Origin of the sequence: Mycobacterium sp. 1274756.6, from assembly GCF_001668625.1 — a bacterium.
Lineage (GTDB): Bacteria > Actinomycetota > Actinomycetes > Mycobacteriales > Mycobacteriaceae > Mycobacterium.
Window position 1 is genome coordinate 89,475 of the sequence record NZ_LZLJ01000062.1, and the last position, 24,309, is coordinate 113,783.

Sequence of the window (24,309 nt, forward strand, 5' to 3'; positions counted from 1 at the left end):
CGACCGGATTCGGACGACGTGATGACGACACCGCGGCGAAGGAATACTCCCCTCTGCTGAGCAGTCTGCCATGACCGCCGCCGCGGCGCCGGTCGGCGCACGCCGGGCTGTGCACCGGCGGCGGCCCGCTGGGTAGTTTTTAGGCGTGCCGACACCCCAGCGCGCCCCCGCCGCCCGGGCGGGCGGGCCGGTCACCCGCGGCAGCGTAGCCCGGGTGGGATCGGCGACCGCGCTGTCGGCGCTCTGCGGCTACCTGGTGCTGTATCTGGCCGCCCGCGACCTCGACCCGGCCGGCTTCGCGGTCTTCGCGGTGTTCTGGGGGGCGTTCGGGCTGGTCAACGGTGCCGCCAACGGTCTGCTGCAGGAATCCACCCGCGAGGTGCGCACCGCCCGCCGCGACCCTGGTCCGACCGCACCGCGAACCCGTCCGCTCCCGGTCGCGGCCGGCCTCGGCGGCGCCGCGGCGCTGGCGCTGGTCGCGACCCCGCCGCTGTGGTCGGGCCGGGTGTTCGCCGACGAGCGCCCGTTGAGCATCCTGCTGCTGGCGGCGGGGGTGGCCGGGTTCTGTGTGCACGCGACGGTGTTGGGGATGCTCGCCGGGGTGGACCGCTGGAGCGCCTACGGGTCGCTGATGGTCACCGACGCGGCGATGCGGGTGGCGGTGGCCACCGTCGGGTTCGTCATCGGGTGGGGATTGGCCGGGTATCTGTGGGCCACCGTGGCCGGGTCGGCGGCCTGGGCGCTGGTGCTGCTGGCCTCGCCGGGGGCGCGGGCCGCCGCGCGGCTGCGCACACCGGGCACCGCGAGATCGTTTTTGCGCGGCGCGGCGCATTCGATCACCGCGGCCGGTGCCAGCGCGGTCCTGGTGATGGGGTTTCCGGTGCTGCTGAAGGCGACCGCCGGTGACCTCGGGGCGGCCGGCGGGGTGCTGATCCTGGCGGTGACCGCCACCCGCGCGCCGCTGCTGGTGCCGCTGACCGCGCTGCAGGGCAATCTGGTCGCCCACTTCGTCGACCAGCGGACGCGGCGACTGGCGGCGCTGGTGGCGCCGGTGCTGGTGGTGGCGGCCGCGGGCGCGCTGGGGGCGGTGGCGGCCGGGGTGGCGGGGCCGTGGCTGCTGACCGCCTTGTTCGGAGCCGACTATCACGTCGAGGGGTCGCTGTTGGCCTGGCTGACCGTGGCGGCGGTGGCGATCGCGATGTTGACCCTGACCGGGGCCGCGACGGTGGCCGCCGCGGCGCACCGCGCTTACGCGCTGGGTTGGGTGGCGGCGACCGCGGTGGCCACCGTGGTGCTGCTGCTGCCGTGGGAGTTGCAGACCCGCACCGTGCTGGCGTTGCTGTGCGGGCCGCTGCTGGGCATCGGCGTGCACCTGGCGGCGCTGCGCCGCGGCTAGCCCGGCGGGCTAGCGGGTGGTGTGGCGGAAAAAGTCCACGGTGCGCGCCAGGCCCTGCTCGAGGGAGACCTGCGGGTGCCAGTCGAGCACCGCCGCGGCCCGCGAGATGTCCAGGCAGGACCGCTTGAGGTCGCCGAGGCGCGGCGGGTGGAACTCCGGGTCGTCGGGGGCGCCGACGGCGGCGGCCACCGCGGTGTGCAGCGCCCGGTCGGAGGTCTCCACGCCGGTGCCGATGTTGAACCGCTGTCCCCCGCCGGCCGGTCCGGCCGCCTTGACGAAGGCGTCGACGACGTCGTCGACGAAGACGTAGTCGCGGGTGTTGGTGCCGTCGCCGAAGACCTTGGTGGGCCGACCCGACAGCAGCGCCTGGGCGAAGATCGCCACCACGCCGGCCTCGCCGTGCGGGTCCTGACGCGGTCCGTAGACGTTGGCCGGGGCGATGTGGGAGCACTCCATGCCGTAGAGGTGCCGGAAGGTGTTCAGGTAGATCTCGCCGGCCACCTTGCCCGCCGCGTACGGCGAGGCCGGGTCGGTGGGCACGTCCTCGCCGGTCGGGTAGTGCGGCGGGGTGCCGTAGATGGACCCGCCCGAGGAGGTGTGGACGATCTTGCGGACCCCGGCGCGGCGCGCCGCCTCAGCCAGGCGGACGGTGCCCACGACGTTGACCGCGGCGTCGTGCTGCGGGTCGGCGACCGAGTGCCGCACGTCGATCTGGGCGGCCAGGTGGAACACCACTTCGGGGCGGTGCTCGTCGAGGATGGCGGCCAGGTCGGCGGTGACGAGGTCGGCTTCGACGAAGAAGAACTCCGCGGCATCGGTGAGATGCTCGAGGTTGGTGGCCCGCCCGGTGGCGAAGTTGTCCAGGCCCACCACCCGGTGGCCGTCTTCGAGCAGCCGGTCGACCAACGTCGACCCGATGAACCCGGCCGCGCCGGTGACCAGTGCACGCACCGGGTCACCATACCGACCGGTAAGAAAGAGACCCATGATCACCCGCAGCCGCCGACCGCCCACCGTCGCGGTCATCGCCGCGGCGTTGATCGTGGTGCATCTGGTGGTGCGGGCGGTGCTGGCCTTCGGCGGCTATTTCTACTGGGATGACCTGATCCTCGTCGCCCGGGCGGGCACCCATCCGCTGCTGTCGCCGTCGTTCCTGTTCACCGACCACGACGGGCATGTGATGCCCGCGGCGTTCCTGCTCTCCGGGGCGATCACCCGGCTGGCGCCGCTGAACTGGGCCGGGCCGGCGCTGAGCCTGGTGGTGTTGGCGGCGGTGGCGGCGCTGTCGCTGCTGCGCACCCTGCACATCGTCGTGGGCTGGCGGCCGGTGCTGCTGGCGCCGCTGACGTTCGCGCTGTTCACTCCGCTGGCGGTACCCGGCTTCGCCTGGTGGGCGGCGGCGCTGAACTCGTTGCCGATGCTGGCGGCGCTGGCCTGGGTGTGCGGCGACGCGATCCTGCTGGTGCGCACCGGCAACCGGCGGTACGCGGTCACCGGCGCGCTGGCCTACCTGGGCGGGTTGCTGTTCTTCGAGAAGGCCGGGGTGATCCCGGTGGTGGCGGCGGTGCTGGTGGGGCTGCTGGCCCATGTGCGGGGCGAGCCGCTGGCCGCGGTGTGGCGGCGCGGCCGGCCGCTGTGGCTGGCCGCGGCGGCGGTGACCGCCGGCTGGGTGGGGCTGTATCTGGCGGTGGTCAACCAGCAGCGGTGGAGCCTCGATCTGGCCATGACGTGGGACCTGCTGCGCCGGTCGATCACCCACGGGATCGTGCCCGGGCTGGTGGGCGGCCCGTGGGACTGGCAGCGCTGGGCGCCGGCGTCGCCGTGGGCGACCCCCGGCGTGCCGGTGATGGTGGCCGGCTGGGTGGCGCTGGGGGCGGCGGTGGTCGTGTCGCTGCTGCGCAAGCGGCGCATCGGCGCGGTGTGGGCGGCCGCGGTGGGCTACGCGGTCGCCTGCCAGGTCCCGATCTATCTGATGCGGTCCTCGGCGTTCACCGCCCTCGAGCTGGCCCAGGCGCTGCGGTATCTGCCCGATCTGGTGGTGGTGCTGGCGCTGCTGGCCGCGGTCGGATTCTGCGCCTCGAACCGGGCGGGCGCGCGCTGGCTGGACGCCTCGCCCGCCCGGACCGCGGTGAGCGTGTCGTTGGCGGCGGCGTTCGTGGCCAGCAGCCTGTATTCGACCGCGACGTTCCTGACGGTGTGGCGGGACAATCCGGCGCAGCCGTATCTGCACAACGCGCTGCGCGGGCTCGCCGACGCGGCCGCCGCATCGGATGCGCCGCTGTTGGACCAGGAGGTCGACCCGCTGGTGCTGCAGCGGATCATGGCGCCCAGCAACCTGGCCAGCAACATCTTCGCGCTGGTGCGTGAGCGGCCCGAGTTCGCCTCGGCGACAACCGATCTGCGGATGCTGGACAGCGCGGGCCGGTTGGTCGACGCTCGGGTTACCTGGGTGCGCACCATCACGCCGGGGCCGGTGGCCGGCTGCGGCTACTTCGTGCAGCCGGATCTGCCGGCCCGACTCGACCTCGACGGCCCGCTGCTGCCCGCGGACTGGACCGCGGAGATCAACTATCTGGCCAACGCCGATGGGACGATGACGCTGACGTTGTCCGAGGGTCGAGCGGTCAAGGTGCCGGTGCGCCCCGGCCTCAACCGGGTGTACGTGCGACTGCCCGGCGCGGGCACGGCTATCACGGTGCGCGCCGACACCGCCGCGCTGTCACTGTGTATCGCTTCCGGTCCGGTGGGCTATCTGGCGCCGGACTGACCTCGCCGCCCTGCACCGCAACTCACGGCCTGGCCGCGCCTCGAGTGAAGCTCAGTGGCGGAAAAACCGCGGTTTTCCCGCCATAGCGCTGCACTCGAGCACTGCACGCAAGCACTGCACGCAAGCGCTGCGCTGGCGGGCGGTGCCGCCGGAATCGCGCAAATGGAGCCGCCTAGGAGAATCGAACTCCTGACCTATTCATTACGAGTGAATCGCTCTGCCGACTGAGCTAAGGCGGCGTGCCCGCTGGGCGGGGACGAGTTTACAGGCCGGACCGCAGCGCCTGCCCGATGGTGGCCACCATGGCGTCGACGGCGAACTTGGGCTTGACGTTGGTGGCCAGCGCCTCCCGGCAGTCCAGCACCGCCTCGATACAGCGCAGCAGCCGGTCGGGGGCGGCGTGGGCGGCCAGTGCGGCGACCTTCTCCGCCATGTCGGGGTGGTTGGGCCGGGCCTGCGTGGCGCCGGAGGCCACCAGCAGCGCATCCCGGAAGTAGCCGGCCAGGTCGATCAGCGCGCGGTCCAGGGCGTCGCGGGAGGCGCGGGTCTGGCGGGACTTCTGACGCCGTTCGAGGTCCTTGAGCGCCCCGGCGGACCCGCGCAGGGCCCCTGCGGTGCCGCGGCCGGTGCCGCCGGCGCCGAGGGCGGTGCGCAGTTCCTCGGTCTCGGTCTCGGCGCGGTCGGCGGTGAGCGCCACCGCTTCGGCTTCCGCGGCGGCCACCAGGTCCTCGGCCGCGGCGTAGGCACGGGCGGGGGTGGCGGCGGCGCGCGCCAGGCCGAGCGCCCGCTGGCGCCGGCTGCGCGCCTCGGGATCGGTGGCCAGCCGCCGGGCCCGCCCCACATGGCCGCCGCTGATCGAGGCGGCCCAGCTCGCCTCGTCGGCGGACAGGCCGTCGGTGTCGACGAGCACCTGGGCGATGGCGGCCGTCGACGGCGTCACCAGCGCGACGTGCCGGCAGCGGGAACGCAGGGTGATCGTGATGTCCTCGGGGTCGGTCGAGGGGGCGCACAGCAGAAACACCGTCGACGGTGGCGGCTCCTCAACCACCTTCAGCAGCACGTTGGCCGCGCCCTCGGTGAGCCGGTCGGCGTCCTCGATCAGCACGACCTGCCACCGTCCGGTGCTGGGCCGCCGCGAGGCCACCTGCACGATCGCGCGCATGTCGTCCACCCCGATGGACAGCCCCTCCGGGACGACCCGGCGCACGTCGGCGTGGGTGCCGGCCAGTGTGGTGGTGCAGGCGCGGCAGCCCCCGCAGCCGACGACGTCGGGATCGGTGCACTGCAGCGCCGCGGCGAAGCACAGCGCGGCCACCGAGCGACCCGATCCCGGCGGGCCGGTCACCAGCCACGCATGGGTCATCGCCGATCCCGCATACGCCACTTCGCCGCGGGCGGCCTGCGCCGCGGCGACCAGCTCGGTTTCCACCGCATCCTGGCCGACCAGCCGCGAAAACACCCCGGACATCACCGCAACAGTACTGGCCGGAGCCGACACGACCGCGGCGCCGCGGTGCACAAGTGTTCTACCGCCGCTGCCCTGCCGATACGGTGGGCTGGTGAACAGCAGACCGACGCTGCTCGGGCGGGCCGACGCCTTCCTGCGGTGGCTGGTGCGCACGCCGTGGCCGCTGTTCGCGTTGAGCATGCTGCAGGCCGACATCATCGGCGGGTTGTTCGTGCTCGGGTTCCTGCGGTTCGGCCTGCCCGCCGAGGACCGGGTGCAGCTGCAGGACATGCCGCGGTCCAACCTGGTGCTGCTCGCGGTGGTGCTGGCCACCCTGTTCGTCCTGGAATTGGCCGCCAGCATGCGGATGCTGATGCCGGTGTTCCGGTGGCAGCGCCGCGACGCCCTGCTCACCGACGTGGACCCGGCCATCACCGAACTGGCCCGGGCCCGCGCCCTGCGGATGCCGTTCTACCGCTCCCTGCTCAGCTGGGCGAACTGGGCGGTCGGCGGGGTGGTGTTCATCGTCACCAGTTGGCCGGTGGCCAGCGGGGCCGCGCCGGTCGTGGCGATCGCCATCGGGCTGGGCGCGGCCGCTACCTCGATCATCGGCTATCTGCAGTCCGAGCGGGTGCTGCGCCCGGTGGCCGTCGCCGCGCTGCGCGCCGGGGTCCCGGAGAACCTGCGCGCCCCCGGCGTGCTGCTGCGCCAGATTCTGACCTGGACGCTGTCGACCGGGGTGCCGCTGCTGGCGATCGTGCTGTCGGTGGTGGCCAGCCAGTTCGCGCTGCTGCACGCCCCGCCGGAGCAGCTGTCCGCGCCGATCCTGTTGATGGCGGTGTCGGCGCTGGTGATCGGTTTCGTCGGCACCGTGCTGGTGGCGATGTCGATCGCCGACCCGCTGCGTCAGCTGCGCTGGGCGCTCGGTGAGGTGCAGCGCGGCAACTACAACGCGCACATGCAGATCTACGACGCCAGTGAGCTGGGCCTGCTGCAGGCCGGGTTCAACGACATGGTGCGTGATCTCGCCGAACGCCAGCGGCTGCGGGACCTGTTCGGCCGCTACGTGGGTGAGGACGTCGCGCGCCGCGCGTTGGAGCGCGGCACCGAGTTGGGCGGGCAGGAACGCGAGGTGGCGGTGCTGTTCGTCGACATGGTCGGCTCGACGCAGCTGGCCGCCACCCGCCCGCCGGCCGAGGTGGTCAGCCTGCTCAACGAGTTCTTCCGGGTGGTGGTCTACACCGTGGACCGGCACGGCGGGTTCGTCAACAAGTTCCAGGGCGACGCCGCCCTGGCGGTCTTCGGCGCCCCGATCGAGCACCCCGACGCGGCCGGTGCGGCGCTGGCGGCCGCCCGCGAACTGCACGACCGCCTCCTGGCGGTGCTCGGCGACACCGAGTTCGGCATCGGGGTGTCGGCCGGGGTGGCGCTGGCCGGCCATATCGGCGCGCAGGCCCGCTTCGAGTACACCGTGATCGGTGACCCGGTGAACGAGGCGGCCCGGCTCACCGAGCTGGCCAAACTCGAGGAGGGCCATGTGCTGGCCGCGGCCACCGCGGTGCGCGACGCACCCGACGCCGAGGCGTTGAGCTGGGATGTCGGGGAGGTGGTGCAGCTACGCGGGCGCACCACCTCGACCCAGTTGGCGCGGCCGATGACGATCGCGACCCGCGCGGACGACACCGACATCGAAGACGTCGAAGACCCCGCCGGGGTCGACGGCTGATCGGGGGCCCGCAGCGGGGCTAGGCCGGCGCGTCGTCGTCGGTGAGGAACGCGGCGAACCCGTCGACATCGAGGGTCAGCGGCGCCGGGTCGTGCGCGCCCGGCTGCAGGAAGGTGTGCGACAGGTCGAGTTCGTTCAGCTCGTTGAGGCTGGGCGCGGGCCCGGTCTCCCCGGTGACGATCTGCCACCACTGCAGGTACTGCTGGTCGATCTTCGGGCTGGAATCCGAGGACAACTCGATCGCCGGTGCCTGCGTGTTGGGCAGCGGGCGGGTCACCGGAGCGGCGACGACCAGACCGGCTCCCGCGATCGCCACGGCCGCGGATACGCCGAAGTACACACCACGTCTCATGGTGCCTCCTTCGGCCAGCGTCAGGAACAATTCCGCAACGTCGAGCTAAGCATACCTGAGAGCCAACTGAATAACAACGCTTATTGCAGGCGTCAACTGCGTCACACTGCGGTAACAGCCAGGACCGTGCTGAGACAGGCCTGAGCCGAGGTTAGTCGGCGCTCTTCTTCGCGGCGGTTTTCTTGGCGGTTTTCTTCGCCGGAGCCTTCTTGGCCGCCGTTTTCTTGGCTGCGGTGTTCTTCGCGGCGGCCTTCTTCGCGGCGGCCTTCTTGGCCGGGGCCTTGCGGGTCTTCTTGGCCGGGCCGCGCGCGCGCCGGTCGGCCAGCAGTTCGGCGGCCCGCTCGTCGGTCAGCGTCGCCACGTCATCGCCCTTGCGCAGGCTGGCGTTGGTCTCCCCGTCGGTGACATACGGCCCGAACCGGCCGTCTTTGACCACCATCGGCTTGCCCGACGCCGGGTCGGCGCCCAGCTCTCGCAGCGGCGGGGCCGCGGCGGCCTGCCGGCCCCGGCGCTTGGGTTCGGCGTAGAGCTTCAGCGCCTCGTCCAGGGTGACGGTGAACAGCTGCTCCTCGGTCGCCAGCGACCGCGAGTCGGTGCCCCGCTTCAGGTAGGGGCCGTAGCGGCCGTTCTGCGCGGTGATCTCCTCCCCCGACTCGGGGTCCACGCCCACCACCCGCGGCAGCGACAGCAGCTTGAGCGCATCCTCGAGCGTCACGGTCTCCAGCGACATGCTGCGCAGCAGCGAGCCGGTGCGCGGCTTGGGGCCGGTGGGCTTCTTGCCCTTCTTGGCCGGCGCGCCGTCCTCGTCGTCGGGTTTGGGCAGGACCTCGGAGACGTAGGGCCCGTAGCGACCGTCCTTGGCGACGATCTCGTGGCCGGTGGCCGGGTCGGTGCCCAGCACGCGGCCCTCCTGCGGGGTGGCGAAGAGCTTCTCCGCGAGCTCCAGGGTCAGTTCGTCGGGGGTCAGCGCGACGTGCAGGTTCGCCCGCTGCGGGGTGGGCTCTCCGTCGTCGCCGGCGACCATGCGCTCCAGATACGGCCCGTTCTTGCCGACCCGCACGTAGATCGTGCGGCCCTGCTCGTCGTCGAAGAGCTCGATGGAGTTGATCCGGCGGGCGTCGATCTCCTCCAGGTTCACCCCGACCAGGGTCTTCAGCCCGCCGGCGCGGGCCACCGAGCCGTCCCCGCCGCGGTCCCCGCCGAAGTAGAAGTTGGTCAGCCAGTCGGTGCGCCGCTCATGACCGGCGGCGATCTCATCGAGGTCGTCCTCCATCGCCGCGGTGAAGTCGTAGTCGACCAGACGCGCGAAGTGCTGCTCGAGCAGGCCGATCACCGCGAAGGCCACCCAGGACGGCACCAGGGCGCTGCCCTTCTTGTGCACGTAGCCGCGGTCCTGGATGGTCTTGATGATCGAGGAGTAGGTGGAGGGCCGGCCGATCCCGAGCTCTTCCAGCGCCTTGACCAGCGAGGCCTCGGTGTAGCGGGCCGGCGGGTTGGTGGCGTGGCCGTCGGGGGTGGCCTCCACCGCGGCGACCTGCTGGCCCTGGGTGAGGTTGGGCAGTCGCCGCTCGGCGTCGTCGGCCTCACCGCCGGCGAGTTCGTCGACGGTCTCGACGTAGGCCTTCAGGAAGCCGGCGAAGGTGATGGTGCGGCCGCTGGCGGCGAACACCACCTCGCGCTGCCCGGAGGTGCCGCCGATGCGCAGGCTCAGCGTGGTGCCGCGGGCGTCGGCCATCTGGGAGGCGACGGTGCGCTGCCAGATCAGCTCGTAGAGGCGGAATTCGTCGCCGTCGAGTTCGCCGCGCACCGCGTCGGGGGTGGCGAAGGTGTCCCCGGCCGGCCGGATCGCCTCGTGCGCCTCCTGGGCGTTTTTCACCTTGCGGGTGTACTGCCGCGGCGACGGCGAGACGTATTCGTCGCCGTAGAGTTGCCGCGCCTGGGTGCGGGCCGCCTCGATCGCCGACGCCGACAGCGTCGTCGAGTCGGTACGCATGTAGGTGATGTAGCCGTTCTCGTAGAGCCGCTGGGCGATGCCCATCGTGCGCTCCGAGGAGAACCGCAGCTTGCGGCCGGCCTCCTGCTGCAGTGTGGAGGTCATGAACGGCGCGTAGGGCCGGCGGGTGTAGGGCTTCTCCTCCACCGAGGACACCGACAGCGTCGCGTTGCGCAGCCCGTCGGCGAGCGCCCCGGCGGCCGCCTCGTCGAGGACGACGACCTCACCGGGTTTGCGGACCGCCCCCAGCGAGTCGAAGTCGCGGCCGGTGGCCACCCGCAGCCCGTCGACGTTGACCAGCCGGGCGGTGAACGTGGGCGGGGTGGCGCCGGGGTCGGAGACGCTGGCGTCGAGGTCGGCGACGACGTCCCAGTAGGCGGCGCTGCGGAAAGCCATCCGGTCGCGTTCGCGGGCCACGATGATGCGCGTCGCCACCGACTGCACGCGGCCCGCCGACAGTTTCGGCGCCACCTTCTTCCACAGCACCGGGCTGACTTCGTAGCCGTAGAGCCGGTCCAGGATGCGGCGGGTCTCCTGGGCGTCGACGAGGTCGCTGTCGAGGTCGCGCGGGCTTTCCGCGGCCGCCCGAATCGCCGGTTCGGTGATCTCGTGGAACACCATCCGCTTGACCGGGATGCGCGGTTTGAGGGTCTCGAGCAGGTGCCAGGCGATGGCCTCGCCCTCCCGGTCACCGTCGGTGGCCAGGTAGAGCTCGTCGACGCCTTTGAGGAGGTCTTTCAGCTCGCGGACCGTGCTCTTTTTGTCCGGGCTGACGATGTAGAGCGGCTCGAATCCGTGGTCGACGTTGACCCCCAGCCGGGCCCACGGCTCGGTCTTGTACTTCGCCGGGATGTCGGCGGCGGTACGGGGCAGATCCCGGATATGGCCGCGCGAGGATTCGACGACATAGTCGCTACCGAGGTAGCCGGCAATTTTGCGCGCCTTGGTGGGGGATTCGACGATGACTAGTCGCCGCACCCCCGTCTTTCCGCCGCCGCCTGCGTCAGCCAACGCCCCTACACTCCACTTCCGTCCAGGTCAGTGCAGGTCGAACCCCGCCTGCAAACCAGTGACAATTTCGCACCCCCGAGTATGCCGACGCAAACCGGCACCCGTGGGGCCGACCGGCACATCGCGCCGGCGGGGCCCGGTCACACCGTGGGCCACTGCGTCAACGCCTCCTCGCCGTCGGGGGGTTCCCCGACGTTCTCTACCAGCCGTGACAGCCGCCTGCGGCCGCTGATCCGCAGCGCCGGACGCCACCCGCGGGTGCCGATCAGGGTGGGCGCGATCCCGACCCGCATCAACGCCGACGCCAGCGGCGCGTGGGTGTCGGGAGCGTGCGGATCCAGCCCCAGCAGGTAGCGGTCGGCCTCCGGGCTGCCCGCGGCCAGCGTCCAGGCGCGCAGCTCGCGGGGGCTGGGCTGCCAGGACGCCGGCACCGTCTTGACCGCGCCGCGCGTCCAGGCCGCCGCGGTGGCCCGCAGCCTCGGGTCGGCGGCGGTCCGCACCAGCGGGGTGTCCTCGTCGGTGCGGCCGATCTCGGCTTGCAGCCCGGCCGCCGTGGCCATCTCGGCCAGGGCGACAGCGCGCCAGGGCCGCTCCACCACCACCGAGATGCGAGCCCCGTCGCCGACGACGACGATCTGGCCGTTGGCCGCCAGCAGCCCGGCGAGGTCGGTGACCGCGGGGGGCACCGACTCCGCCGAGAAGAACGACAGCTGGCTCACGTCACCGACAGTAGGGCACCGGACGATCGCCGGGCCTGCGCAAAACGAAACCCCCCGGGCCGGGCCCGGGGGGTCGTCGTCAGCCGGTTGCTCAGATGGAGCGCACGCCGGTGGCCTGCGGCCCTTTGGGGCTCTGACCGACCTCGAACTCGACCCGCTGGTTCTCCTCGAGGGTACGGAAGCCTGATCCCTGGATCTCCGTGTAGTGGACGAACACATCGGCGGAGCCATCTTCGGGGGCGATGAAACCGAACCCCTTCTCCGCGTTGAACCACTTCACAGTTCCCTGTGGCATTTCTCGATCTTTCCTTCTCTACTTTTTCTCCGGTGCCGGGCACCGTTGCTCAGCGCACCGTTTTTCGGTGCCCTGGGTCCGCCGTGACCACGTTGCCTGGGGGGTGTCGCCGGAACCTTCACCCGGCCTCCGACCTCGCAGGAACGCAGCCGCAGCGAAAGTCCTGCGAAGTTTTGACACGAACACAGAAGCTACGACCGCTCATCAGTCAACCACGTTCGGGGCCGCAGCGACAGAGTCGGTCGGATCGGTTGGGGACAATTGTGGCTGCCCACCCGCACCCGGACATCGCAGAGAGGCACCCGATGGCCAACTTCGGCAGCGCGCTGCTCGCCGCCGCGCTCGCCGGCACCGCCCCCGGCGAGCACCCGGTGCGCCACGTCGCCGACCTGCCCGCCCGCCGCGGCGAGCCGGTCGCCTGGCCGGACTGGGCGCACCCGGAAGTGGTGCGCGCCTTCACCGAGCGCGGCATCGGCGCCCCCTGGTCCCACCAGCGCCACGCCGCCGATTTGGCCCACCGCGGCCACCACGTGGTGGTCAGCACCGGCACCGCGTCGGGTAAGTCACTGGCCTATCAACTGCCCGTCCTCGACCTGCTGGCGCGCGATCCGCAGGCCCGGGCGCTGTACCTGTCACCGACCAAGGCGCTCGGCCATGACCAGCTGCAGACCGCGCGGGCGCTGACCGCTGCGGACTCCCCGGTGCGCGCCGTCCCGGGCTTCTGCGAGATCACGCCGCTGGCCTACGACGGCGACAGTCCCACCGACGTGCGCCGCTTCGCGCGGGAGCACAGCCGCTGGTTGTTCACCAACCCCGACATGCTCCACGTGTCGCTGCTGCGCAACCATGCCCGCTGGGCGGTGTTCCTGCGCCGGCTGCGGTTCGTCGTGGTCGACGAATGCCATTACTACCGCGGCATTTTCGGGTCGAACGTGGCGATGGTGCTGCGGCGGCTGCTGCGGCTGTGCGCCCGCTACGGCGGACCGCACCGGCCGGCGCCGACGGTCATCCTGGCCAGCGCCACCACCGACCGGCCCGGGGAGACCGCCGCCGACCTGATCGGCGCGCCGGTGGCCGAGGTCACCGACGACGGCTCCCCGCACGGGGCGCGCACCGTCGCTCTGTGGGAGCCGGCGCTGGGGCAGGCACCTGCCGGGGAGAACGGTGCCCCGGTGCGCCGTTCGGCGGGGGCCGAGGCCGCCCGGGTGATGGCCGACCTGGTCGCCGAGGGTGCCTCGGTGCTGACCTTCGTGCGGTCCCGCCGCGGCGCCGAACTGACCGCGCTGGGCGCCCGGGCCCGGCTTTCCGAGGTGGCGCCGGAGTTGGCGGCGCGGGTGGCCTCCTACCGGGCCGGCTATCTGGCCGAGGACCGCCGCGCCCTGGAGCGCGCCCTGGCCGACGGGGAACTGCGCGGGCTGGCGGCGACCAACGCCCTGGAGTTGGGGATCGATATCGCCGGGCTGGACGCGGTGGTGCTGGCCGGGTTCCCCGGGACCATCGCCTCGTTCTGGCAGCAGGCCGGCCGGTCCGGCCGGCGCGGGCAGGGCGCGCTGATCGTGCTGGTCGCCCGCGACGACCCGCTGGACACCTACCTGGTGCATCACCCCGCGGCGCTGCTGGACAAGCCGATCGAGCGCGTCGTCATCGACCACACCAACCCCTACGTGTTGGGCCCGCAGCTGCTCTGCGCGGCCACCGAGTACCCACTGACCGCGGCGGAGGTCACCGCCCTGCGCGCGCAGCGGGTGGTCGACGACCTGGTCGCCGACGGGGCGCTGCGGCACCGCGGCGGCCGCTACTACCCCGCGCCCGGCGTCGACCCGCACCCGGCGGTGAACATCCGTGGCGGCAGCGGACGCCAGACCGTGATCGTCGAGGCCGGCACCGGCCGGCTGCTGGGCAATGTGGGTGCCGGTCAGGCCGCACTCGCGGTGCATCCCGGCGCGGTCTACCTGCACCAGGGGGAGAGCTACCTGGTCGACACCCTCGACCGCGGCGCCGAACAGACGATCGCGTTCGTGCACGCCGAGGATCCCGGCTACGCGACGCACCCGCGCACCCTGACCGACATCGCGGTGACCGGCCCCGGCGAGCGCGTCGAGTTCGGGGCGGTGACCCTCGGGTTGGTGCCGGTGCGGGTCACCAACCAGGTGATCGGCTTTCTGCGGCGCCGGCTCACCGGCGAGGTGATCGACTTCGTCGACCTGGACATGCCGGCCCAGACCCTCGACACCGTCGCGGTGATGTACACGGTGACCGAGACGGCGCTGGCCGCCGCCGGTATCGACCCCCTTCAGGTGCCGGGGGCGCTGCACGCCGCCGAACACGCGGCGATCGGGCTGCTGCCGCTGGTGGCCAGCTGCGATCGCGGCGACATCGGCGGCCTGTCCACCGCGCTCGGGTCCGACACCGGACTGCCCACGGTGTTCGTCTACGACGGCCATCCCGGCGGGGCGGGTTTCGCCGAACGCGGGTTCCGGCAGGCCGCCACCTGGCTGGGCGCGACCGCGGCCGCGATCGGCGCCTGCGAATGTCCGCAGGGCTGCCCGTCCTGTGTGCAGTCCCCCAAGTGCGGCAACGGCAACGACCCGCTGGACAAGGCCGGCGCGGTGCGGGTGTTGCGGCTGGTGCTCGAGGCGCTGGCCGGTCCCCCGTCCGGCTGAGTACACCGCCCACCGCCGACCGGCGACGGGCGGATCGAGCCGGTAAAATCTGCGCCATGCCCCACCCCTGGCTGCTCGTGGAGACACTGGGCGCCGAACCGTTGGTGGTCGCTCAGGGCTCCCAGCCGCAGAACCTGGTCCCGCTGGATGCCTTCCTGCGGCGCAACCCGCGGCGGTCGGCCATCAAGACCGCGATCGCCGAGTCGGTCCGGACCGGCGAGTCGTTGGCGAGCATCACCCCCAAGCACGCGCGGGTGATCCGTACCGAGCCGATCCGGATGTCCGACGGGCGGATCCACGGCGTGCAGGTCTGGAGCGGGCCCGCCGACGCCGAGCCGCCCGAGCGCATGATGCCCGGCGCGGCGATGTGGGATCTGACGTTGAAGGTCGCCACCGACACCCCGGAGTCCTTCGCCAACCTCGGCGGGGACGCCGAGCCGGAAGCCGGCTACAGCCGCGCGTTCGGCGACGAGCAGCCCACCCGTGAACTGCGCCCCGCGGAAGCCCAGGTCTTGGCGTTGGCGATCAAGGCTGAGCCGGGTCAATTGTTGTGCAGCAGTTGGGATCTCAACGACTCGCACGGCGAGCCGATTCGGGTGGGGTTCGTGGCGCGCACCGGACTGGAACCCGGGCCGGACGGTCGCGACCACGTCATCTCGCGCGGCATGAACTGGCGCGTGGAGAACACCGATGTCGCGCTGCCGCCCCGCCAACTCGCCGAGCAGGTGCTCGACGCGCTCGCCCAGCCCGGCGTGTACCGCGCCCTGATCGACCTCGACACCTGGGCGCTGTTGCGCTGGCTGGACGAGCCCTGCCCGTTCTACAACTGGCGCTCCCCCGAGATCGGCGAGGGACGGGTACACCCGCAGGACAAAGCACTCTTCGACGGGATGCGCGCGGAGTTCGCCGCCGGTCCCACCGCCCGCGTGCTGCGCATGCAGGACGTCGACGCCGGCTGGGTGCCGGTGCACATCACCGTCAACCGGGTCGAGATCGAAGACGGGGTCTTCGCCGCGCTGGTTGCGATGCGACTGCCCACCGACGAGGAACTCGCCGACGCCGGTCTGCGCTAGCGCCCGGCCGGACCGGCCCGGGCCGTCGCCGCGCTGACAACGCCGCCGGTGACCAGCGGCACCGGCACCCGCACCGCGACAACGACTTCGAGGTTCTCGACGCGGCAGCCGGCCAGGGTGGCGCGCATCCGGTCGACGACCATTGCCGCGCTCGAGCAGGCCGCCGCCGGCCCGGCCGGAAGCGCGCCCGCCGCGGCCAGCGCCGCCAGGTCCGCGGCGGCCTGGGCGCGGTGGCGCGCGACGATCACCGACCCGAGGCAAGCGATGCCGCCGGTCACCGTCAGCAACACCACCACCATCGCGGCCGCGACGACGGTGGCCGAACCACGCTCATCGTCCCGGTTCGGGCGCCGCGACACCGGTCGCCGAAATCGCCAGCCCCGGTAAGTGTTCGGCGCGTGCCGTGACGGTGGCGACGACCGTCGAGCCGTCGCGGCGCAGGCGGATCGTGGCCCCGGCCGGGGCGAGTGCCCGCGCTGTCGCCACCGCGGCCGCCTCGTCGCCGCGTGCGGCGAGGCGGGCCGCTTCACGCGCGGCGTCCACACAGCGGATCTGGACCACCATCGCGGCGAGGCCCGCCAAGCACACCACCAGTACGGCGACCAGGGTGAGCAGCGCCAGCGCCGCCTCGACGGTGCTCGACCCGGCGGCACCGGCTAGACCTTGGTGTCCAGGGCGCGGGCGATGACGCGGGTCAGCGCCGAGACCACCGAGTCGCCGGTCACGACCGTGTAGAGGATGGCGCCGAAGGCGGCCGCGGCGATGGTCCCGATCGCGTACTCGACGGTCGACATGCCGGATTCGTCGGCCCACAGCAGGATCAGGCGGGTTTTCAGGCTGTGCAGTTTGGTCACGGTTCTTCCCTTCTCGACGGGCACTGCGGTTCACAGCAATCCCGAGGACACGACCTCGCCGGCCAGGCCGATCACCATCGGGATGATGCCCAGGCAGACGAAGGCAGGCAGAAAACACAGTCCCAGCGGCCCGGCGATGAGCACCCCGGCGCGCTCGGCGGCGGCGTGGGCGGTGTCGGCGGCCTCCCGGCGAAATTGCCCCGCCAGCTCGACGATCCCGTCGGCCAGCGCGGTTCCCGAGGTGGTCGACCGTCGGGCCCAGCGCACCAGCGCGTCGATCTGGGGGTCCGACGCCGACGGCGGCGTCGACCAGGCGGTATCGGGCGCGGCGCCCAAGGCGAGCAGGTCCGCGGCGCGCTGCAGCACCTGTGCCAGCGCGGCGGGCGCGCTGGGTGCGGTCGCCGCCGCGGCGCCGGCCACCGTCATCCCGGCGGACAGACAGGCGGCCAGCACCTCCAGGCTCGCTGCGACCGCGAGCGACTCCACGCTCGGCCGGCCTCGTCGTTTCGGGAGTGGCTGCGCCGCAGCGGTGTTCGGCCGGAGTCGGGTGGGCGCGCGGCGCCCTCCGCTCAGCAGCGCGGCCGCCAACAGCAGCAGCGGGGTCATCCGGTGACTCCCGAGACGATGCGATCCGACCACAGCAGCCCGACACAGGCCAGCGTGACGCCGATGAGCGTCAGCACGGCACCGGCCGGGCCGTCGGTCAGCACGCGAAGCGGCGCGGCGCCGATCAACTGCCCCAGCGCCAGACCCAGCACCGGCAATCCGGCCAGGATCATCGCCGTGGCGCGGGTTCCGGCCAGTGCCGCCGACACCCGCGCCGTGAACTGCTGACGCTCGACGATGTCGCGTTGCGCGGCGCGCATCAACGCCGCCACCGGCAGTCCGTGCCGGGCGGCCAGCTGCCAGCACACCGCCAGGCGCTCCCAGTACGCGGCGAGCGCCGGCGATCCGGTGGCTGCCCGCAGGCCCGCGGCGACGTCGGCGCCCACCGAGGCGCGCGCGGCCACGGCGCCCAGCCCGCTCGCGACGGCAGGCGCTGCCGCGGCCCCGGCCGCCGCCGAGAACGCCGCGACCGGGGTTGCGCCGATCCGCAATTCACCGACGACGACGTCCAGCGCCGCGGCCAGCGCCTGCCCGGCGGCGCGGTCGGCAGCCCGCCGGCGACGGCGTTGCCACCGCAACACCGCGGTTCCGGCGGCGACCGCGATAGCCGCGACCGTCGGGATTGCCAGCACCAGGGTGGCGCCCACCACCACCGCTGCCGCGATCACCGCGACGACCGGCGCGCCGAACCGGATCCGCCGGGGTGACCGGCCCAGCCGGTGGCGGGCGGTCGCGGGCCACAGCAGCGCGGCCGCGGCGATGGCCGCCAGCGCCCCGGTCACGGCCGTGTCCGGTTCTGCAGCAGGAGGCGCAGATCCGCTGCGGCGGGCGCGGGCCCGCGGTCGGCGCGCCAGCAGGTCTGCGCGGTGACCAGGCCGCGGCCGGCACGCCGCAACAGGGCGATCTCGGCCAACCGGCGTCGGCCGTCGGCCCGCCGCTGCACATGCACCACCAGCTGCACCGCCGCGGCCAGCTGGCTGTGCAGGGCGGCCCGCTTCAATCCGCCCAGCGCGCCGAGGGCTTCGAGACGGGCCGGCACCTCCGCGGGGCTGTTCGCGTGGACCGTGCCGGCACCGCCGTCGTGGCCGGTGTTGAGTGCCGCGAGCAGATCCACCACCTCGGCACCGCGGACCTCGCCGACCACGATGCGGTCCGGCCGCATCCGCAGCGCCTGCCGGACGAGTTGGCGCACGGTGACCTCGCCGACCCCTTCGACGTTCGGGCGGCGGGCGACGAGCTTGACCAGGTGCGGGTGCGGTGGCGCCAACTCCGCGGCGTCCTCGACGCAGACGATGCGCTCGTCGGCCGGGACCTCCCCGAGCAGCGCCGCCAGCAGTGTCGTCTTACCGGCACCGGTGCCGCCGGAGACCAGGAACGCGGCCCGGGCGGTGAGGATCGCCCGCAGCATCGCCGCAGCGTCGACGTCGATGGCGCCGGAGCCGATCAGCGCCGCGAGCCCCTGGGTCGCCGGCCGCAGCACCCGCAGGGACAGGCAGGTGCAGCCGAGCACGACCGGCGGTAGCACCGCGTGCAGCCGGACGGTGACGCCACGGGGGCCGACCGCGTCGAGTTGGCCGTCCACCCACGGCTGGGCGTCATCGAGACGCCGGCCCGCTGCCTGCGCAAGCCGGCGCACCGCCTCCTCGTCGGTGAATCGGATTGCGTTGCGGCGCAACCCGTTCCCGTCGTCGACCCAGACTGCGTCGGGTGCGGTGACAAGCACATCGGTGACCCCGTCCGCGCCGAGCAGCGGTTCGAGCAGGCCCGCGCCGGTCAGCTCGGTCTCGACGGTCCGCAAGCTGGTCAATACCTCGCCGTGGCTGAGCATCCCGTGCGATTCGGCGCGGATCGCCGCGGCCATGCTCGCCGGGCGCAACGGGACCCGCTGTTCGGACAATCGCTCACGGACCCGGTCGACCAGTTCGTCGCTCACGCTGCCGGCTCCTCGACCCGCCCCGCCGCGAGCGCGCCGAGCACCCGTCGCGCCGCCGCGGCGAGCGCCGAGCGGTGCCGCAGCCGCAGGCCGGCGCCATCGACCTGGTCGCCGATGCGCGGCTCGGCGCGCATCGCGGCGAGCAACGGCACCGCCACCAGATCGGCGATCTCACCGGCCCGCAACCCGCCGGGCGCCGGGCCGCGCACCACCAGACCGATGTGCGGATTGATCGCCGCCAGCACCGGGGCGGTAGCGGCGGTCGCGGCCGCGGCACGCACGTCACAGCGGCTCACCACGACCACCAGGTCGGCCGCTGCCAACGCGGCCTCGGCGGCGTCGGTGCTGCGGCGCGGCACGTCGCAGACGACCGTCGCCCCGCCGCGCCGGCCGGCGTCGAGCACCGCTTCCACCGCTCCGGGCTCCAGTTCGTGACAGTGCCGTGGCGCCGCGAGCACCACCGCACCGCGCATGGCCGGCAGCGCGTCCCGCACCGCCGGCCAGGTCAGCCGGCCGCCCCGCAGGGTCAGATCCGTCCAGCGCAGCCCCGGGGCCGGGCCGCCGCTCATCAGCAGGTCGATGCCACCGCCCCACCCGTCGAGGTCGACCAGCAGCGCCTCCTCGGCGCTCTGCGCCAGCGCGGCCGCCAACACCGAGGCGCCGGCGCCCCCGCACCCGCCGACGACGGCGACGATCCGGCCGCCCCGGTCGGCGCCGCGGGCGGCCTCCTCGGCCTCGGCGAGCGCGGCGATCACCTCGGCTTCCTGCTCGGGTAGGGACAGAACGCGTTGGGCACCGACCGCGACGGCCGCGGCCCAGGTCGCCGGGGCCGGCTCGGCCGCGGTGATGACGCTGACGTGGTCGCGCCGCGGATGCGGGTGCTGCGCGCAGTACCGGGCGCCGGTGTCGTCGAGCAACACCGCGGTGGCCGCCAGCCAGGCCTTGCGGTGCAGTCGGGCGCGCGGATCGGCGTGGATCACCCGCAGCCCGACCGCCGCCGCGATGCGATCGATCTCGTCGGCCAGTGTCGGATTCGACAGCAGGCTCAGCGCCCCGCCGGTGCCGGTCATGGGTCCACGGTGCGCGCGGCGGGTCGGAGGGCACCAGCCCGCGGCGGGCGATTGGGTACCGCTGGGCAACTGTGCATAACCGCGGGTACCGGGCACGCGTCCGACCCCGGCCCAAAATGGCTGCGCGGGCCGCTATCCCGGGTTTGGAAAGGGGACGACCCCCGCCAGGGGGGGAGGAGGCGAGGGTCGTCGTGTATCAGCCCCGGGGGGTCGGGCTGATACAGCCTCGGACATAAGCCGAGTGATGCTCACTATACACACGACTGCGGAACTGTCCGCAATAGTTGTGGAATTGCAACCGGCCGTGTCCGCACCCGTCACCACCGTCGCAGGGGCCCCTATGCTGGGCCGGTGCCCGTTCCCGATCCGACCGCCGGCCCCGTCGAGCCCGGGGTGCGTTCGGCGGCGTTCTTCGACCTGGACAAGACGGTCATCGCCAAATCCAGTGCGCTGGCGTTCAATAAGCCGTTCTTCGCCCAGGGTCTGTTGAATCGGCGCGCGGTGCTCAAGGGCACCTACGCGCAGTTCCTGTTTCAGCTCTCCGGCGCCGACCACGACCAGATGGACCGCATGCGTGCGCATCTGACCGACATGTGCGCCGGCTGGGACGTCGAGCAGGTCAAGTCCATCGTCGCCGAGACCTTGCACGACATCGTCACGCCGCTGGTGTTCGCCGAGGCCGCCGATCTGATCGCCAGCCACAAACTGTGCGGCCGGGACGTGGTCGTGGTCTCGGCGTCGGGCGCCGAGATCGTCGGGCCCATCGCCCGCGCACTCGGTGCGACCCACGCGATGGCGACCCAGATGGTCGTCGAAGACGGCAAGTACACCGGCGAGGTGGCGTTCTACTGCTTCGCCGAGGGGAAGGCCGAGGCGATCCGCGAACTGGCCCGGCGGGAGGGCTACGCGCTGGAACACTGCTACGCCTACTCCGACTCGATCACCGACCTGCCGATGTTGGAAGCCGTCGGCCACCCCAGCGTGGTCAACCCCGACCGCGCGTTGCGCAAGGAGGCGGTGGCCCACGAGTGGCCGGTGCTGACCTTCTCGCGCCCGGTCTCGCTGCGCGACCGGATCCCGGCACCGTCGGGGGCCGCGCTGGCCACCACGACCGCGGTGGCGGTTACCGCGCTGGCTGCCGGCGCGCTGAGCTACGCGCTGCTGCGCCGGTTCGTGTTCTGAACGCGCATCTGCAATTCCAGCAAACACATCTGGATGGCGTTCCGGTAACGGCGCCAAGTTACCGGCGGTTAGCCCTTGCTGTGACGCGCGCCACGTAGTACAAAGGAGTCACGGAAGCCCGGAGCGGCCAAGGTCCAGCCGGAAGAGAAGGCTCGATCTCCCAAACCGGGCGACCCAGCACGGACCCCGGTACCCACGGGGAGCCACAGCCGCGATAATGGCAGAAGTGTTGCGGGCCTGCGTTATTGCGAAGAGCGGCCGGTGTCGAGACCCTTTGGGTGGGGTCGCAGCCGAAGCGCATCGCGAGACCGCCGAGGCCACCCACGCAGCCCACGTGTCGCACGCCTGGTAACCGGGTTCCGTGCTAGCGGGCGGCGAGTCGCGATCAGCGAGGAGCCGCCCGCTTCATTTGGTCCACCACCGCGTGCGCCGAGCCGTCGGCAACCTTCCCGGCCGCCTCAGCAATCGACACCGCTTCCCCGGCGCCGGACTGCAGCCCCTTGCAACACAGCACCAGCCAGCCGGCCAGACCGTCGGGGGTGCCGGCCGCGAAACCCTGCGCGCCGTCGCGGTACTTGCCGACCGCACGCATCCAACTCAGCTCCGGAACGCCCAGACCGCGCGGGTCGAGTCCACTGGAGATGGTGATCAGCCGCGACACCGCGCGGGCCACCACCCCGTCGGCGGTGCCGAACGGCGCCAGCGCCAACAGTTCGCCGTGGGCCACCGCGGCCAGCACCGGCGCCGGCGCCGCGGTCCCGCCGGTCACCAGATCGGCCAGCATCGCCAGTCGCCGGCCGATCTGTTCGTCGACCCGCGGGCGACCCAACCGGTCGTCGTCCTCGACCAGGTCGGCCGCCGCCAGCATGTGCAGTTTGGCGATCGCCTGCAGCGGGGCCCGCCGCCACACCTCCACCAGGGACGTCTCGCCGCCTTCGAGCGCCTGGGCGACCCGCAGCGCGCCGGCGAAGACCGGGTTGGCGGGGGCGGACTCGTCGACCTGGACCGGGCCCCCGTCGAGCACCGAGGAAGCGCGCGCCGAACGCAGCGACGCCTCGGCGGCGCTGACCGGCCAGCCCCGCCGGTTGGTCTTGTGCTGGTGCGCCTTGGCCAGGGCCTGCCGCGCCAAGGCGGACGCCTCGGCCACACCGGGCAGGTCGAGCAACGGGGCGAGCGGGTCGGCGGTCACGTTCTCCGACGATACCGCCACGGCTGCGCGCACCGCCGCGACGAGCCCGGCGATCCGGCGCAGCGCGCCGCCGCGCGGTGACTACGCTGGGAAGTCGTGACCGAACCTTCGTCGTATCCGCCGTCGGGGCAGTTCACCGCGCAGGCCAACGCCGGCCCCGAGCTCTACCAGCAGGCCGAGGCCGACCGGCTGGCGTTCTGGGCCGAGCAGGCCCGCCGGCTGGACTGGGCCACCCCGTTCACCGAGGTGCTCGACTGGTCGAACGCCCCGTTCGCCACCTGGTTCGGGGACGGGAAACTCAACGTCGCGCACAACTGCCTGGACCGCCACGTCGCGGCCGGGCACGGCGACCGGGTCGCGATCCACTGGGAGGGCGAGCCGGTCGGCGACAGCCGCAGCCTGACCTACGCCGAACTGCTCGCCGAGGTGTGCCGCGCCGCCAACGCGCTGACCGAGTTGGGCCTGGGCGCCGGCGACCGGGTCGCCATCTACCTGCCGATGATCCCCGAAGCCGTGGTGGCGATGCTGGCGTGTGCGCGCCTCGGCGTGCTGCACACCGTGGTGTTCGGCGGCTTCTCCGCGCACGCGCTGCGGGCGCGCATCCAGGACGCCGAGGCCAAGGTGGTGATCACCGCCGACGGGCAGTTCCGCCGGGGCGCGCCGGCGCCGCTGAAGAAGGCCGCCGACGAGGCGGTCGGCGACTGTCCCAGCGTCGAGCATGTGCTGGTGGTGCGCCGCACCGGTGCGGAGGTGGCCTGGACCGCGGGCCGCGACCTGTGGTGGCACGAGACGGTGGGCGCCGCTTCGCCCGAGCACAGCCCGGAGGCCTTCGACGCCGAACACCCGCTGTTTTTGCTCTACACCTCCGGCACCACCGGCACCCCCAAGGGCATCGTGCACACCAGCGGCGGCTATCTGGTCCAGAGCGCCTACACCCACTACTACGTCTTCGACATCAAACCGGAGACCGACGTGTTCTGGTGCACCGCGGACATCGGCTGGGTCACCGGGCACACCTACGGGGTCTACGGCCCCCTGGCCAACGGGGTCACCGAGGTGCTCTACGAGGGGACCCCGGACACCCCCGACCGGCACCGGCACTTCGCGATCATCGAAAAATACGGCGTCACCATCTATTACACCGCGCCCACCCTGATCCGCAGCTTCATGAAGTGGGGGCGGGAGATCCCCGACGCGCACGACCTGTCCAGCCTGCGGCTGCTGGGCTCGGTCGGAGAACCGATCAACCCGGAGGCGTGGCGCTGGTACCGCAAGGTGGTCGGCGCCGACACCCTCCCGGTGGTCGACACCTGGTGGCAGACCGAGACCGGCGCGACGATGATCTCACCGCTGCCCGGCGTGGCGGCCGCCAAACCCGGCTCGGCGATGGCGGCGCTGCCCGGCATCTCCGCGCGCATCGTCGACGACCACGGCGACCGGCTGGAACCGGGCACCGGTGAGGGCGAACAGCCCAGCGGCTATCTGGTGATCGACCAGCCGTGGCCGGGCATGTTGCGCGGCATCTGGGGCAATCCGGAGCGCTACCGCGAGGCCTACTGGTCTCGCTTCGCCGAACAGGGCTGGTACTTCGCCGGCGACGGCGCCCGCTACGACGCCGACGGCGACATCTGGGTGCTCGGCCGCGTCGACGATGACATGAACGTCTCCGGGCACCGGATCTCCACCGCGGAGGTGGAATCGGTGCTGGTGGGCCACTCGGGGGTGGCGGAGGCCGCCGTCGTCGGCGCCACCGATGAGGCGACCGGGCAGTCGATCTGCGCGTTCGTGGTCTCCGCCGGCGACATCGACCTGGACGAGGCTGCGATCGCCGAGCTGCGGTCGCGGGTCGCCGAGGAGATCTCCCCGATCGCCCGGCCGCGCGACATCCACGTGGTGCCGGAGTTGCCGAAGACCCGCAGCGGCAAGATCATGCGCCGGCTGCTGCGCGACGTCGCCGACGGCCGCGAACTCGGCGACACCTCCACCCTGGTCGATCCCGGCGTGTTCGAGGCGATCCGCGCCGCCCGCTGACC

The 24,309-nt window shown here is 72.7% G+C and carries 21 protein-coding genes and 1 tRNA gene; 7 read left to right on the plus strand and 15 right to left on the minus strand.

Annotated features, from left to right (window positions below; translation table 11 throughout):
- Window positions 1-145 precede the first annotated feature (145 nt).
- A complete protein-coding gene (locus A5643_RS08890) occupies window positions 146-1,396 on the plus strand; it encodes a hypothetical protein (RefSeq protein WP_066854032.1) in 1,251 nt (416 codons plus the stop codon).
- A 9-nt stretch (window positions 1,397-1,405) separates the two neighbouring features.
- Here A5643_RS08890 and A5643_RS08895 read toward each other — a convergent pair whose 3' ends face one another.
- Window positions 1,406-2,347: an NAD-dependent epimerase/dehydratase family protein gene (locus A5643_RS08895; protein WP_066854033.1), complete on the minus strand. Its 942-nt coding sequence runs from the start codon at window positions 2,345-2,347 to the stop codon at window positions 1,406-1,408.
- Here A5643_RS08895 and A5643_RS08900 point away from each other — a divergent pair.
- Window positions 2,313-4,163 (plus strand): hypothetical protein, encoded by a 1,851-nt coding sequence (locus A5643_RS08900; RefSeq protein WP_197497688.1) that lies wholly within the window; start codon window positions 2,313-2,315, stop codon window positions 4,161-4,163. The two genes, A5643_RS08895 and A5643_RS08900, sit on opposite strands and share 35 nt — an antisense overlap.
- Window positions 4,164-4,326: 163 nt before the next feature.
- Here A5643_RS08900 and A5643_RS08905 read toward each other — a convergent pair.
- Together A5643_RS08905 and A5643_RS08910 are read right to left on the minus strand one after the other, a co-directional pair.
- Window positions 4,327-4,402: transfer RNA gene (locus A5643_RS08905), tRNA-Thr, on the minus strand.
- Window positions 4,403-4,425: 23 nt separating this feature from the next.
- A complete protein-coding gene (locus A5643_RS08910) occupies window positions 4,426-5,631 on the minus strand; it encodes a DNA polymerase III subunit delta' (RefSeq protein WP_066854035.1) in 1,206 nt (401 codons plus the stop codon).
- A 67-nt stretch (window positions 5,632-5,698) separates the two neighbouring features.
- Between A5643_RS08910 and A5643_RS08915 the strand changes: the two genes are divergently transcribed.
- A complete protein-coding gene (locus tag A5643_RS08915; RefSeq protein ID WP_231995513.1) occupies window positions 5,699-7,336 on the plus strand; it encodes an adenylate/guanylate cyclase domain-containing protein in 1,638 nt (545 codons plus the stop codon).
- A gap of 19 nt (window positions 7,337-7,355) precedes the next feature.
- On the opposite strand, the gene A5643_RS08920 is transcribed toward A5643_RS08915, so the two are convergent.
- The 4 genes from A5643_RS08920 to A5643_RS08935 form a co-directional block, all read right to left on the minus strand.
- The gene (locus A5643_RS08920; protein WP_156628690.1) at window positions 7,356-7,688 is read right to left on the minus strand and encodes a hypothetical protein; all 333 of its coding nucleotides are present in this window, start codon (window positions 7,686-7,688) and stop codon (window positions 7,356-7,358) included.
- 151 nt (window positions 7,689-7,839) lie between these two features.
- Window positions 7,840-10,692 carry a type I DNA topoisomerase gene (topA, locus tag A5643_RS08925; RefSeq protein ID WP_066854041.1) on the minus strand — a complete coding sequence of 951 codons (2,853 nt, stop codon included), beginning with the start codon at window positions 10,690-10,692 and terminating at the stop codon, window positions 7,840-7,842.
- A gap of 140 nt (window positions 10,693-10,832) precedes the next feature.
- The gene (locus tag A5643_RS08930) at window positions 10,833-11,411 is read right to left on the minus strand and encodes a hypothetical protein (protein ID WP_066854043.1); all 579 of its coding nucleotides are present in this window, start codon (window positions 11,409-11,411) and stop codon (window positions 10,833-10,835) included.
- A gap of 91 nt (window positions 11,412-11,502) precedes the next feature.
- Window positions 11,503-11,706, minus strand: a complete 204-nt coding sequence (locus tag A5643_RS08935; RefSeq protein WP_003925183.1) for a cold-shock protein — start codon at window positions 11,704-11,706, stop codon at window positions 11,503-11,505.
- A gap of 305 nt (window positions 11,707-12,011) precedes the next feature.
- On the opposite strand from A5643_RS08935, the gene A5643_RS08940 reads away from it, so the two are divergent.
- Both A5643_RS08940 and A5643_RS08945 read left to right on the plus strand, forming a co-directional pair.
- Window positions 12,012-14,369, plus strand: coding sequence for a DEAD/DEAH box helicase (locus A5643_RS08940; RefSeq protein WP_066854045.1), 2,358 nt, complete (start codon window positions 12,012-12,014; stop codon window positions 14,367-14,369).
- A 56-nt stretch (window positions 14,370-14,425) separates the two neighbouring features.
- Window positions 14,426-15,442, plus strand: a complete 1,017-nt coding sequence (locus A5643_RS08945; RefSeq protein WP_066854047.1) for a PAS domain-containing protein — start codon at window positions 14,426-14,428, stop codon at window positions 15,440-15,442.
- Here A5643_RS08945 and A5643_RS08950 read toward each other — a convergent pair.
- From A5643_RS08950 to ssd, 7 genes are read right to left on the minus strand one after another with little or no spacing between them, the layout of a single operon-like run.
- The gene (locus A5643_RS08950; RefSeq protein ID WP_353612565.1) at window positions 15,439-15,801 is read right to left on the minus strand and encodes an Rv3654c family TadE-like protein; all 363 of its coding nucleotides are present in this window, start codon (window positions 15,799-15,801) and stop codon (window positions 15,439-15,441) included. The genes A5643_RS08945 and A5643_RS08950 overlap by 4 nt on opposite strands.
- Complete coding sequence (locus A5643_RS08955) at window positions 15,773-16,063, minus strand: TadE family type IV pilus minor pilin (protein WP_082948858.1); 291 nt, start codon at window positions 16,061-16,063, stop codon at window positions 15,773-15,775. The genes A5643_RS08950 and A5643_RS08955 overlap by 29 nt, the downstream gene beginning before the upstream one ends.
- Window positions 16,064-16,098: 35 nt before the next feature.
- The gene (locus A5643_RS18150; protein ID WP_066854049.1) at window positions 16,099-16,296 is read right to left on the minus strand and encodes a DUF4244 domain-containing protein; all 198 of its coding nucleotides are present in this window, start codon (window positions 16,294-16,296) and stop codon (window positions 16,099-16,101) included.
- Window positions 16,297-16,326: 30 nt separating this feature from the next.
- Complete coding sequence (locus A5643_RS08965) at window positions 16,327-16,902, minus strand: type II secretion system F family protein (RefSeq protein ID WP_066854051.1); 576 nt, start codon at window positions 16,900-16,902, stop codon at window positions 16,327-16,329.
- On the minus strand, window positions 16,899-17,684 hold the full coding sequence (locus tag A5643_RS08970) for a type II secretion system F family protein (RefSeq protein ID WP_066854053.1): 786 nt from the start codon (window positions 17,682-17,684) through the stop codon (window positions 16,899-16,901). Before A5643_RS08970 ends, A5643_RS08965 begins: the two co-directional genes overlap by 4 nt.
- The gene (locus A5643_RS08975; RefSeq protein WP_066854055.1) at window positions 17,681-18,835 is read right to left on the minus strand and encodes a TadA family conjugal transfer-associated ATPase; all 1,155 of its coding nucleotides are present in this window, start codon (window positions 18,833-18,835) and stop codon (window positions 17,681-17,683) included. Before A5643_RS08975 ends, A5643_RS08970 begins: the two co-directional genes overlap by 4 nt.
- On the minus strand, window positions 18,832-19,905 hold the full coding sequence (ssd, locus tag A5643_RS08980) for a septum site-determining protein Ssd (RefSeq protein ID WP_066854057.1): 1,074 nt from the start codon (window positions 19,903-19,905) through the stop codon (window positions 18,832-18,834). Before ssd ends, A5643_RS08975 begins: the two co-directional genes overlap by 4 nt.
- Window positions 19,906-20,256: 351 nt before the next feature.
- On the opposite strand from ssd, the gene A5643_RS08985 reads away from it, so the two are divergent.
- Complete coding sequence (locus A5643_RS08985; RefSeq protein ID WP_066854059.1) at window positions 20,257-21,087, plus strand: HAD-IB family hydrolase; 831 nt, start codon at window positions 20,257-20,259, stop codon at window positions 21,085-21,087.
- Between the two features lie 385 nt (window positions 21,088-21,472).
- Here the strand turns inward: A5643_RS08985 and A5643_RS08990 are convergent, their stop codons facing one another.
- A complete protein-coding gene (locus A5643_RS08990; RefSeq protein ID WP_197497689.1) occupies window positions 21,473-22,276 on the minus strand; it encodes an oxidoreductase in 804 nt (267 codons plus the stop codon).
- Between the two features lie 96 nt (window positions 22,277-22,372).
- Here A5643_RS08990 and acs point away from each other — a divergent pair, with 96 nt between their 5' ends.
- Entirely contained in the window at window positions 22,373-24,307 is a 1,935-nt protein-coding gene (gene acs / locus A5643_RS08995) for an acetate--CoA ligase (RefSeq protein WP_066854061.1), read from the plus strand.
- Window positions 24,308-24,309: the final 2 nt, after the last annotated feature.